The organism is Rivularia sp. PCC 7116 (assembly GCF_000316665.1).
Classification (GTDB): domain Bacteria; phylum Cyanobacteriota; class Cyanobacteriia; order Cyanobacteriales; family Nostocaceae; genus Rivularia.
Genome location: NC_019678.1, coordinates 541,177 through 554,290, shown reverse-complemented (window position 1 = coordinate 554,290; position 13,114 = coordinate 541,177). Strand labels below are relative to the sequence as shown.

General features: G+C 35.8%; 9 protein-coding genes. 5 read left to right on the top strand and 4 right to left on the bottom strand.

The window, feature by feature from the left end; genetic code table 11:
- Positions 1-196 precede the first annotated feature (196 nt).
- The 3 genes from RIV7116_RS02110 to RIV7116_RS02100 all read right to left on the bottom strand — a co-directional run bounded on the left by RIV7116_RS02110 (position 197) and on the right by RIV7116_RS02100 (position 4,717).
- Positions 197-1,825, bottom strand: a complete 1,629-nt coding sequence (locus RIV7116_RS02110) for a hypothetical protein (protein WP_015116614.1) — start codon at positions 1,823-1,825, stop codon at positions 197-199.
- A gap of 135 nt (positions 1,826-1,960) precedes the next feature.
- Complete coding sequence (locus tag RIV7116_RS02105) at positions 1,961-3,667, bottom strand: hypothetical protein (RefSeq protein ID WP_015116613.1); 1,707 nt, start codon at positions 3,665-3,667, stop codon at positions 1,961-1,963.
- A gap of 99 nt (positions 3,668-3,766) precedes the next feature.
- The gene (locus tag RIV7116_RS02100) at positions 3,767-4,717 is read right to left on the bottom strand and encodes an ABC transporter ATP-binding protein (protein WP_015116612.1); all 951 of its coding nucleotides are present in this window, start codon (positions 4,715-4,717) and stop codon (positions 3,767-3,769) included.
- A 458-nt stretch (positions 4,718-5,175) separates the two neighbouring features.
- Between RIV7116_RS02100 and leuB the strand changes: the two genes are divergently transcribed.
- The 4 genes from leuB (at position 5,176) to accD (ending at position 9,195) form a co-directional block, all read left to right on the top strand.
- Positions 5,176-6,261, top strand: a complete 1,086-nt coding sequence (gene leuB / locus RIV7116_RS02095) for a 3-isopropylmalate dehydrogenase (protein ID WP_015116611.1) — start codon at positions 5,176-5,178, stop codon at positions 6,259-6,261.
- A 122-nt stretch (positions 6,262-6,383) separates the two neighbouring features.
- Complete coding sequence (locus RIV7116_RS02090; RefSeq protein WP_015116610.1) at positions 6,384-6,644, top strand: hypothetical protein; 261 nt, start codon at positions 6,384-6,386, stop codon at positions 6,642-6,644.
- A gap of 180 nt (positions 6,645-6,824) precedes the next feature.
- Positions 6,825-7,643 (top strand): A24 family peptidase, encoded by an 819-nt coding sequence (locus tag RIV7116_RS02085; RefSeq protein WP_015116609.1) that lies wholly within the window; start codon positions 6,825-6,827, stop codon positions 7,641-7,643.
- A gap of 586 nt (positions 7,644-8,229) precedes the next feature.
- Positions 8,230-9,195 carry an acetyl-CoA carboxylase, carboxyltransferase subunit beta gene (accD, locus tag RIV7116_RS02080; RefSeq protein ID WP_015116608.1) on the top strand — a complete coding sequence of 322 codons (966 nt, stop codon included), beginning with the start codon at positions 8,230-8,232 and terminating at the stop codon, positions 9,193-9,195.
- A gap of 440 nt (positions 9,196-9,635) precedes the next feature.
- On the opposite strand, the gene RIV7116_RS02075 is transcribed toward accD, so the two are convergent.
- Positions 9,636-11,162 carry an MFS transporter gene (locus RIV7116_RS02075; RefSeq protein WP_015116607.1) on the bottom strand — a complete coding sequence of 509 codons (1,527 nt, stop codon included), beginning with the start codon at positions 11,160-11,162 and terminating at the stop codon, positions 9,636-9,638.
- Between the two features lie 358 nt (positions 11,163-11,520).
- Between RIV7116_RS02075 and RIV7116_RS02070 the strand changes: the two genes are divergently transcribed.
- Entirely contained in the window at positions 11,521-12,801 is a 1,281-nt protein-coding gene (locus tag RIV7116_RS02070) for an ABC transporter substrate-binding protein (RefSeq protein ID WP_015116606.1), read from the top strand.
- Positions 12,802-13,114 lie beyond the last annotated feature (313 nt).

The window sequence follows — 13,114 nt, the reverse complement described above, 5'->3', positions numbered from 1 at the left end:
TAGCTTTTCCATACAGCTTTTACCTAAATATTTTCGGATATTGATAGGTATTTTTTACAAAACTTTATATTTACCAATTTTGGGATTAATTTTACATAAAACTAACCCTCTCCAAAATCTCGGAGAGGGGTAGTTAGACTTTTCTCTATTCCCTTATTCAAATTAATTGTTTGAAATCATAAAAATAAATTAAAACCTAAACTCTTGATTGAGAAAACATTGCTTTAGTTGCGGATTCTCCTAACAACTTAACTTGCTTGATTAAATGCCAGTTGAGTAAACCTAGGATAGCTAGTTGGCAAATAAACACACTAAAAGCTTTAATAGCCGTAGTATTTGTAAAACCGAAAGGTAAAAAGATTGTAAATAGCCACAGAGTTGTATCTGTATTATATGTACTGGATACAGAAAAACTTAAAATCGATCCAATTAGTATTGGTAAAGTAATTACTACACCTACAGCTCCTGCTGCCAATGAATTACGATTAGAGTTTTTTAGCATTAATACAATTTGAGCAATGCTAGTATAAATCAGCATTAAATTAATCAAAAATACAACACATATAGTAATTAAGATGCCTAAGATCACACCCTTAGAGTCGTAAAAGACTGCTCCTTTAATTAGCGTTAATACAATAGCAAAGCTTGCAGCGATTAAAAAATTAATTGCGATTGCTAAAGAACCAGGGCTTTTTTCATCTAATATTAACTCTGACAGTAAAGAATTTTTCAGTAAAGGTTGTTCGTTAGGAGTTTTTTGAAGCCTAAAGGTTGCCCAATCTTGTATGGCTTGACGATGAGGTAAAATCATAGCTAGCAAGACCATAAATAGTAATAGATTCCATATGTATATATACGCTATTCCAGTGATAAATTCTTGCTCATGATTCAATTGTTCATGCATTACAAAACCCAAGTGTATTAGGTTATAATTTGCTACGAATAAATAACTTTGTCGTTTGCCAAGAAGCGTAGCATTTGGGTTGCGAAAACAACGTATTAATCCTTGCCAAATCCAATAAGTACTAAATCCGTAATTAACTAAATACAGAGCTAAAAGCGAAACAGGATTTTTTCCTAAAGGTAAATTAAATATAATTAAATTGTAAAAACCCGAATTCTTAGAATTGCTTGATAAATCAGAAAATAAATAATGACTAATTTCAATAGGACTAAACATTCTTATCCAAGCATAGGAGAAATTAATGTCAATACTTACCCAAGACAAAGATACCATTAAAAAGAATACAATTACACCACTACCAAACCAAGCTTTACTAACTTTAAAATCAGCACCTCCGAATATAGCAAATAGCGAAGCAAGACTATAAAAGAAAGCACAGCTAGCTACAACCGTTAAGTAGAAACATAAAATATAGCCAAATGGTATATTTCCACTAATTCCAGCGAATATATGAAAAGGAATCGCTGTAATTATCATCAAGTGAATTATGGCTGGAACTCCTAACATCTTTCCAGCAAATATACTAAGTTCTGATTGCGGGCTGAGGCGAATAAAGTTCAGCGTACCATCACGTTCTTCTTTAACTAAATCATTGACTATTAAATAAGTTCCTCCAACTAGCAAGGTAAAAATAAAAATCATATTGAATGATATGAATACTAATCTCCATTCTTCTGGTTGCCAGAAATTTAAATATATTTCATCGTTTTGATTAGTCTCGAACTGTAGTAGCAATATTAAGACTTGAGGAAGTAGAGAAATTAATAAAGCTGTGACAACATAAGATTTCTTGAAACGACCTTTTAATTCTCTGAAAAGCTGTGGGTTCCAGTCGCCGATTCGATCAATTAAGTTGAGCATTTGATTAATTATTTATAAACAGTAAGCAATTAAGAATTCGGATATTTATCGAAATTTTATTTTGCGGAAATTATTGAGCTTTAAAACAAAAAAACGGAATTAAATATTATATAATCAACTCCGTTATTTCAATATTTAATTTTCAAACTTGGCTTGAGAAAATAGTGCTTTAGTTGCGGATTCTCCTGCAAATTTTATTTGCTTAATTAAATAAAGGTTTAATAAACCCAAAATAAATAATTGGCAAACAAAAGCAGTCAAAATTTCTGGAAATGTAGACACTTCGGCAGCAAACCAGAAACCAACTGTGAATAGCCATAAAAAGTTGGATATGTGAATCTTCAAAACTCCAAAAATCATGATTGGTAAAATGATTAATGCACTTGTTGTTCCCGCAGCCCATAAAGTACGTTTAGAATTTTTCAACATCAGCATGATTTGAGCAATAGTAGCGTAAATCATGATTAAACTGACAAAAAGTAACAAGATGCTCATAAATTCTGAAAATCGAATGCTAATATATGAGCTATCAATATTTGCTTTGAAAAATAGTAAAATAAATGCACTTGCAGCAATTAACAAATTGATTGTGATTGCTAAAACAGCAGGACTTTTTTCACCAGTAATTAGCTCTGAAGATAAGGACTTATTTGCAAAATCTGGACTATTTTCATTTTGATTAAATCGAAATCTTGCCCAGTCTTGTATCGCTTGACGGTGTGGTAATAAAAGAGCAAATAAAGGCACAATTAGCAATAGATTCCATACATATAGACTACCTATACCTTCATAGAAGCTATTCCAATTTTTGTAAGGTTCGGAAATATAAAATCCTATAAGCAATACTTCAAAACAGGTGAAAATGAAGTAACTTTTTTGTTTGCTAAAAATCGTCGCATTAGGATTGCGAAAACAACGCTTTAATCCTTGCCAAGCCCAGTATATCCATAATCCATAATTCAATAAATGTAGTGCAATTACACCAATAAAACTTTTCCCTACAGCAAAATTAAAAAACTGTAATTTTTGTAATGCTGGAGTATGATATCCAGATGAATCAGGGAAAAAATAATGGGTTATATCTGTAGGGCTGAATAATCTACCAAAAGCAAGGTAATTATGATAAGTTTCATGACTGGTAAATTGCATTGATGCCCACAAAAACAGTAAAACGGCACCACTACCTAACCAAGGCTTAAAACCACTTAATACGAAACCACCGAATACACCAAATAACGAAGCAAAGCTATAAAAGAAAATACAGCTAGCTGCAAGTATTAGGTAGAAGCATAAAATATTGCCAAAAGGAAAATTTCCGCTTATTCCCGTTAATAAATGAACAGGAATCGCTACTAAAACTGCTAGATAAATTAAAACTGGAACTCCTAACATCTTTCCAGAAAATATACTAGTTTCCGATTGTGGACTCAAACGAATAAAATTTAGCGTACCCTTACGCTCTTCTTGGGATAAATCATTAATTATTAAATAAGTTCCTCCTATTAATAGCGTGAAAATCAAAATTATGCACAGTGATAGAAACATATATCCAAAGTGGTCTTGCCACCATAATTGCATATTAATTTGATTAGGAGGACACGATACCCATGATGAATACTGCTCTTTATTAAGATTAGTTAACTTGCAATATTTATCAAGAATATTAATATCTGTTTTACTATCTAAATTAGGAAGTTCTCGTAATTGATAGAGAAATATTATCAATTGAGTGGTAAGAGATGTAACTATAGCGATGATAACGGGAAACGGTTTTAGACGACCTTTTAGTTCCCTTAAAAGTTGCGGATTCCAGTCACCAATTTTATCTATTGAGTTAAGCATTATAGTTGTTAGTTGTTAGTTGTTAGGAGTCACAAGTTAAAAGCTTGAAGTTAATAAGTTGGGTTGTCTTATTCCTTCTTTACTGTTCACTGTTCACTGTTAACTGGCTTGCTTATGTCCCAATTTCAAGAAAATGCTTTCTAAATCTTCTTGGGTACAGTGAAATTCTTTTAAAGGTATTCCAGCAGTAATTAGAGAACGCAATAAATCAGCAGAATCTTCTTCTTTTCCAGAGAAATTGATTCTGACGCTATCTTTAGTGCTTAATACTTCCCACTCTTCAACTAAAGGATTGTTTTTCAGTTCGCTGATTAGTGCTTCATGTTTTCCTAAAGTTGAAATAACTATCTGCTGGGTAGCACATCTTTGATAAAGTTCGGACAACGAAGCACTTTCGACTAAAAAGCCCAGTTCCATAATTCCCACCGAGGTACATAACTCGGCTAAATCGCTTAGAACATGGGAAGAAATCAAGATTGTCATTCCTGCTTCTTGCAATACCTTGATGATTTCCCGAAACTGCATCCTGGCAATGGGATCTAACCCCGAAACTGGTTCATCGAGTAGCAGTATTATCGGTTCGTGGATAATAGTTCTAGCCAAACACAAACGCTGTTTCATCCCCCTCGATAGAGTTGAGATTAAACTATTGCGCTTATTCTCTAGTTGGATTAGCTGTAAAACCTCATGTAACCTTTTGGTGCGTTTAGGTTCTTTGAGAAGATATAACCTTGCAAAATAATCCAAGTAATCCCAAACAGTTAATTCCTTATATAAAGGATAATCATCGGGTAAATAGCCCAAACGACGTTTAAGAGTCGGATTTGTTTTATCCCGACGCAGGCGATCGCCATTTAAATAGATTTCTCCGGCAGTGGGTTCTTCTGCTGCTGCTAACATGCGAATAAGCGATGTTTTACCAGCACCATTAGGTCCTATAAGTCCATAAACCTCACCTTCGCCGATTTCTAATTCAAGGTTATTAACGGCTATATGCTTGTCAAACTGTTTATATAGTCCACTGGTACGAATGGCTAATTCTTTTACCATTATTTTTTCAGGTCAAACTGGTGTTTTCGACTAACTTAACTTTTCCCTACAGCTTTAACATGAGTAATTTCGAGGATTATCAATTATCTTTACTGCAACTTAATTTGTTAAGTGTATTTACTCGTTGAACCTGAAATTTATTAGTTTGATTTGTACCGGTATTGTGCTTAATTATCTTTAGTAGCTAATATTTTGATTTACTGAAAAGTTGTTAAGTTAAGTAAAAATATTTTGCATCCGAAAAATATACTTTATTTCTTCTCACCCAAAGTTAGAAACTAGGGGCTTGCGCGCGATGATTTTCGGTCACAATTCCTCTATTAAAAAATGAGAAGCCTGCCTTTTTGTTTAGGAGTGCGTCAGTTCAAAATAAAAAGGGGATATAACACTCTACAAATAGGTACCCTTGCCCGGTATGATATAAAATCTGCCCAGCTTAACAAATCTGTAAAACTACTATGACCCAGAACTACAGCATTACCCTACTTCCCGGCGATGGCATCGGACCCGAAATCATGGCAGTAACGGTAGATGTACTCAAAGTCGTAGGAAACAAGTTTGATATCAAGTTTGAATTTCAAGAAGCCTTAATCGGTGGTGCTGCAATCGATGCAACGGGAGAACCTTTACCGGAAACTACATTAAAAACTTGTGGCGATAGCGATGCAGTTTTACTTGCAGCTATCGGCGGTTATAAATGGGATTCTTTACCATCTGATAAACGTCCTGAAGCTGGTTTATTAGGATTGCGGGCTGGTTTAAAATTATTTGCAAATTTACGTCCGGCAAAAATCATACCTCAGCTAATTGACGCTTCAACTCTTAAAAAAGAAGTTGTCGAAGGCGTTGATATTATGGTGGTACGCGAACTGACTGGTGGAATTTATTTTGGTAAACCTAAAGGAATTTTTGAGACTGAAACCGGTGAAAAACGCGGCATAAATACAATGGCTTATACCGAAGCGGAAATTGAGCGCATTGGTAAAGTCGCCTTTGAGGCAGCCCGCAAACGAGGAGGAAAACTCTGTTCGGTTGATAAAGCCAACGTTTTGGAAGTATCTCAATTGTGGCGGGATAAAATGACTAAACTCGCTCAAGCATACCAAGATGTTGAATTAAGTCATCTTTATGTAGATAATGCTGCTATGCAGTTACTACGCGCTCCCAAACAGTTTGATACTATCGTTACCGGGAACTTATTCGGCGATATTCTTTCTGATGCCGCAGCTATGCTTACTGGCAGTATTGGTATGTTACCATCTGCTAGTCTGGGAGCAAATGCACCTGGAGTTTTTGAACCAGTTCACGGTTCAGCCCCCGATATTGCAGGAGAAGATAAAGCAAATCCTTTGGCACAGGTTTTGAGTGCGGCGATGATGCTACGCTACGGTTTAAACCAAAGCGATGCAGCAGACTACATAGAAAAAACAGTGTTTCAAGTATTACAGAATGGTTTCCGTACTGGGGATATAATGTCCGAAGGAATGAATCAAGTAGGTTGCCAAGCTATGGGCAAACAACTGATTCAAACTTTAGAAAAATAACTTAATTAGTAACTTAATTAACAATTACTTTTCTAATTTAGGTCAAAATAATTTTGTCTCCCTAAACCGGAAACTTTCAGATACACTTAATTGCAAACCTAGTCATAAAACATAAGTAATTCGTGTACGCATTACGACAAGGGCAAGAAAATTTTACGAACCCCATGACGCAATCTCCTTTGATTGACTCATCTGTCATCAGAGCGGCGGGTCAAATATATTACACATACTGTGAGGTTCACCCAGAAATTGCTGGACAACCTTCAGGAGTAGCGATTAATCGTGGCAATCATCGAGGAAAAGTGATTTTCACCCAGCAACCAGTTCTTTTACCACAAGAGTGTTTTGTTCCATTGAATCAAATCGAATCTCATATGTATTAGGAGTTAGGAGCAAGTAGAAACCAGCTAGTAGTGGAGATTTTCTGCTACCCTTTTCGCTTTGTCTCCCCATCTGAGCTATTCCCCATTTTTTGTCATTAAAAGTAAGTACTTAAGGGTAATTACTAATTACGTCAGACCTAGTTAGGAATTACTTTAGACAGATGACTTTGGGGTAACTTCATGGATGAGTGGATTATCGTACCGGCAGGTTTAATTGTTTTCTTATTAGGTGCATCTATTGGTAGCTTTATCAACGTTGTAGTTTATCGACTACCAGCTGGTTTATCGATTCTTTATCCTCCTTCCCGATGTCCTCATTGTTTAAACCGGTTAAAGGCTTACGATAATGTTCCGGTTTTGGGCTGGTTGTGGTTGCAGGGGCGTTGTCGTTACTGCAAAAGTAAAATATCTCCTCGTTACCCAATTGTTGAAGCGATTACGGGATTAATATTTGTTATAGTTTTTATCACATTTCAATTTTCGCCGCAGACGATAGGCTATTGGCTATTTTGTAGTTGGCTGTTAGCGCTATCAATAATTGACTTAGACACAATGACTTTACCCGGAGAACTCACAAAATCGGGTTTAATATTGGGTATTGTGTTTCAAATGATATTAGGATTCACATCGCAGTCGGGTTGGTTGGGATTAGTAAATCAATTAATGCTAGCAATCGCAGCAGCAGTATTAGGAATTTGGATGTTTGACGGAATTGCCCGCATCGGCACAATTATTTTTCGCAAAGATGCAATGGGTGCAGGGGATGCCAAGTTAGCAGCAATGATGGGAGCTTGGCTGGGCTGGAAGTACTTGCTTTTAGCGAGCTTCATAGCTTGTATCGCAGGAGTTATTGCACAAAGCGGCTCTACCCTTTTAATACAAAAAAACTTAAAAAGAAATAAACCTTTTCCTTTCGGTCCTTATTTAGCTCTAGGTTCGGCGATCGCACTTTTTAGCGGTGAAGCTATTTTATCAGCTTACATAAAATTCTTCTTTTAAATCTTGTATCATTCCCGATAATCGGTTTGGCTAAAAATTCTCCACTGTTTTAATCAAAATCTAATAACTCATACCAAGCCACAATTTTTTAGGAGTACGTCGGTAAGGAATAAAAGCGCTTTAACAAAGGTGGAAAATAACTAAACTAATTGCTACTCCTGACTTCTAGCTGATAACTGCTAACTGTTAGCTGATACTTTATAACTGTAAAATTCATTACCTTATAATGTTTTAAGGATTTGGTATTATTGTGCTGTAGCTGAAAAAATTTTGGTAAATTACCAATAATTCTTGGACGTATCATCAACTTGCACACAGTATCTTATTGTTTTCTTTAGACTGTATTGCACTTGAAGTTGTTATGCCTTCGATATAGCCTAAGACTTGAATTGGTTTACTTATTTTCGTTAAGCTGAAAAGCACAGACAAATACGTTTTTATCTCCATTGCTTAGTAAAACCTTGGGGAATAATATAAATGTCTAGCATGAAAAGCTATAAAATATAACATTCATGCGAAAGATAAAAAATACAATTCCCGTATTCTTGACTAAATTTGACATACAATCCACTTGCATAAGATACAAATGGCAAACAACGACGAAACACGCGGTTTTAAATCTTTATTTGATTGGTTTGCAAACCGACGTAAGACAGAATCTATTAGTATTGAACGTCAAGAACGTGAAATCGCTGATGGATTGTGGCATAAATGCACTAAGTGTGGCGTATTAACTTATACAAAAGACTTGAAAGCAAACCAAATGGTTTGCATAGAGTGCGGACATCATAATAGAGTGGACAGCGACGAACGCATTAATCAGCTTATAGATGCCAATACTTGGACAGCAATGGACGAACATTTGCTTCCTACCGATCCTTTACAATTTCGCGATCGCAAATCTTACAGCGATCGTTTACGAGATATGCAGGAAAAAACTGGTTTAACAGATGCTGTTAGAACCGGTTTAGGAGAAATCAACGGTTTAGCTATTGCTCTAGGTGTAATGGACTTCCGGTTCATTGGAGCTAGTATGGGTTCGGTTGTAGGGGAAAAATTAACACGTTTGATTGAACAAGCAACCCAACGACGCTACCCAGTAGTAATTATCTGTACTTCCGGCGGAGCAAGAATGCAAGAAGGATTGCTCTCTTTAATGCAGATGGCTAAGGTATCAGCAGCCTTAGAACTTCATCGTCAACAAAAACTTCTTTACATTCCTGTATTGACTAATCCCACAACTGGTGGAGTGACGGCGAGTTTTGCAATGTTGGGCGATATCATTTTGGCAGAGCCAAAAGCAACTATTGGTTTCGCAGGTAGACGAGTTATTGAACAAACCTTACGAGAAAAATTACCTGAAGACTTTCAAAGTGCGGAAGATTTACTTAAACATGGCTTTGTTGATGAAATTATTCCCCGCACTCAATTAAAGAAAACTTTGACACAATTAATTGCTTTACACCAACCGCCCGCAATGACAGCTAATAACAATTTGCTGGTATGGGAAACAACAACAAAGTTGAACCATACTGTTGTTACAGAACAGTAAACATTGAACAGTTACCAGTTAACAGTTAATAGTTAGCAGCGAAAAAGTAATTTAACCTCACCTGTCTTTAAGGACATTTCTCTTATTAGTAAACAGAGAAAAGGGTGAGGTTTTTGATTTCATAAAGGAAGAGGGAAGAAGTAAGAAGAAACCCACGTTTAAAAACGTGGGATTGAAATAAGAATATAAATGCGACTTAAATGTTGTTTTTTTTGTTACTAATACCATTTCTTTATAAAGATGCGCCTAATTTAGCCTCTGAAGAGGGGCTTCGTTTGTCTAGCCCCACTCTTCCATAGTCAGGGCTTTTAGCGCAGCCTCATCCAGAATTGGTATAAGCTAATACCTCATAACTGAATTTTCTCCTGGCTGGTTTCTACCTTCTTCCTTCTTCCTCCCAACCCTTTGCTTGTAACTACTAACTGCTAACCGCTAACTGATTACTGATTGCTGCTAACTGTTAACTGTAATTTCCGAAAACTCTGAAACATTTTACTTAAAGATTGTCTCCGGGCTTCTTGAACAAATAGCAGTGGAACAAGAGCGATTAGCCGGAAACCTACAGACATCATGAATAAACCCGGTAATCCTCCTAAAAAAGCATTTTCTGCCAGAAAACCGCCGATTGTTGTGCCAATTGCACCGCTAGCACCAGCTACAGCTGCTGCGGTTGCAAAATAAACAGACTGCATTCTTACAGGAGCAATGCTTATTTGTATATTGTTGCTGCATAATTCAATTGCTGCGGTAGAGCCTCCGATAAGAATATGTAGCAAAGGCAGCCACAACCAAATACTCAAAGAATCTACGCCTATTCCTACCCATAAAAGTGGAATTACCGCAACTAATATTCCTACTAAAAATAAGATGGCTCGATTTCCAACTTTATCTGCTAACTTTCCCCAAAAAATCAGCATCAACATTCCAGCACCGGCTTGAAAACTGCCGTAAACCGTTACCCAACTAACATCTAAGTCAAGGGTATCAAGCATATAAAGGTTGAAAAATGGCGTGCTAAGGTTAAAAGCAAACATCCATAAGCTGAAGTAAGCCAAGAATATTAAAAAATTAGAGTCTTTCCACATGCTGGGAGACTGACTGAAATTCTGGTTTGCAATTTCTGAAGTTGGAGAAACTGCTTTAGTACTATCTTCTTCTGTATTATCTGAATTATCTGAAGCTTCGTTTCTACTAAAACTTTTTATTTCTGAATAATTATGAGACTGGGGATTAATATCTGCTTTCAAAAACTGACAAGCAAGACTCGCCGCACCGGCTACTAAACCCAAAAGTAAAACTAATCCGTAACCTCGTATCGCACCACCAGGGCAAAGACTTACTATCAAACCAGCTAAGGGTACGTAAAGTAATTTTGTAAAACTGGAAACACTATTTCTTAAACCGAAATATCTGCCGCGTAACTGTCGGGGAACCAGCATCGCCATCCAACTCAGCCACGACGCACTTCCTAATGCTGTTAGTACGTGACTCGCCAAAATTATTAATAATGTTAAAACAACCAACTGGTGATTGTGCAAATCTCCCCAGCCCCAACTTGCTGTACCAATAGCGATCGCCAAAAATAGCCATACAAATCTAGCAGCACCATGAGTCCAAAGACAATAGCTGTGCCTACTATCAGTACGTTCGGAAAAATAAGCACCTAAAGGCTGCAAAAGATTCACCAGCATGGGGATAGAAGAAAGCATCCCAATTTGTACTGGAGTTGCACCTAACTCTATTAAAAAATTACTTAACAGAATTCCAGTGGTAGTAATATCAAAAACTGCCGCAAACACTCCATCCGCCGTGGAAGCTTTCAGGCTTTTGCGAATAGCACTTTTAGAAATTCTTTTACTTTGAGATTCAAGATTATTTTCAGTTAGCGGGAGCACTGACGGCAAAACAGCACTCTGGTGGCTTTCTGGAACTTTAAGAACAGCAGTATTAACCTGAACAGATTGCATTAGCTACCCTTCGGAATAATTATTTTTAAATGATCGGTTTATGACCTGTTATTCAAATGATTCTTGCCAGATACTCTGACAATCTTTGTTAATCTTACATTACATATCTTAATAAAGATATATATAAGTTTAAATTAACAACAGTATAACTTACGTTTTGTTAAATATTATAAGCGTCGTTTGAAACAAAAATCCCCATTAAGTAATGGTTTTACTCAACATTTTTTCTGCCCGTAGAAAGAAATATTAAAAAAATCTAAAATATCTTAAAAAATATTTGTAAAGCTGGTATTTTATGTGCCCCATCAATATGAGAATATTGCTTTCATAAAAATCTAGCCCTATTCGCTTATTTGCTATGAACAAAAAACTATTTAGCTTTTTAGGAATCTTTCTGGCATTAACCTTGCTAATAGGCATTTTAGATAATGTATTCTTATCAAATATTTCAACGTCATCAGATATAATTACTATTAAACTTAGTGGCTGGGGAGCTAGTTCGGTTGAGCAAAAGTTATTAAAACAATTGCTACAAGATTTTGAAATAGAGCATCCAAATATAAGAGTTAAATATGAGGTTATTAATGACCAATATATGGATGTAATAAAAACTCGGTTAGTAGGGGAAGCTGCACCGGATATATTCTACCTAGATGCTCTGGAAGCGCCTTTTTTAATCAGCCAAAATGTACTAGAACCTCTAGATAGTTATATAAAACCTGAATTTGATTTAAATGATTTTGAACCAACTCTGTTAAAAAGCTTTAAATACAAAAACCAAATTTACGGACTTCCGAAAGATTACTCAACTTTGGCTCTGTTTTATAACAAAGAAACTTTCAGTAAAAAAGGTTTTACGAATCCTCCTCAAACTTGGAAAGAATTACGTAATTACTCCCAGAAGCTAACAGAAGACAGCAACGAAGACGGCAGAATAGATAAATATGGCTTTGGAGAAACGCCAGAGTTAGCCAGACAAGCTTATAAAATCCAAGCCTTTGACGGAAAAATCATCGATAAAAATTGCGGTTATGCAGCTTTTGCTTCCCCTGAAGCTTTGAAAGGATTGCGATTAGCTGTTGAACAATATCAACAAGAAAAAACTTCTGCACAAAAAACAGACGTAGGGACAAATTCTGGAAGCGAAATGTTCGCACAACGTAAAGTTGCAATGGTTATAGAAGGTAACTGGGCAATTCCTTATTTGAAGGAAACTTTTCCCAATTTAGACTTTGGTACCGCAGAAGTACCAAAGATAAATAATAAAAAAGGCACAATGGTATTTACCGTTGCTTACGTAATGAATAAAAAAGCAACGCATAAAGCAGAAGCTTGGAAATTAATTTCTTACCTTACAGGCAAAAAGGGTATGGAAAAATGGACTCAAAGTGGTTTTGCCTTACCGAGTAGAAAATCAGTAGCCAAAAAACTAGAGTACGACAAAGATGATTTACGCTCGGCATTTATAGCAGGAGTTGATTACGCGATGCCGTGGCAAATTGGAAAATATCCGGCACCGATTGTAAACAATTTTGAAAATCAATTTACCAGCGCTATGTTAGGACAGCAAGATTTAGAAAAGGCTATGAATAAGGCTCAAAGACAAGCGAACAAGCAAATTAAAATGATGGAATATTAGTTATGATGATGCTTTACACTCTGTGAAAAGACAGTTATTTTTTTTAATCTCTTCATCAGTAGGCTGCTTTAAAAGTTTTTACAAAAACACATTAGAACGCCCTAATTAAAAAGCAAAATTGCCGTTCAAAAATGTAATGTTGATTTATGACACAATTTATTATGATGCTTGTCACAGATTCAATTTGCTCTTATTATCAAATCCAATTTGTTTGCAATGACTAAATAAATATACACGATTCACATTATTTCTCAAACCCTACATAGTTAGAAAATTTGTATTTTAAAATTTACACTATTAATTCTATAGAAAT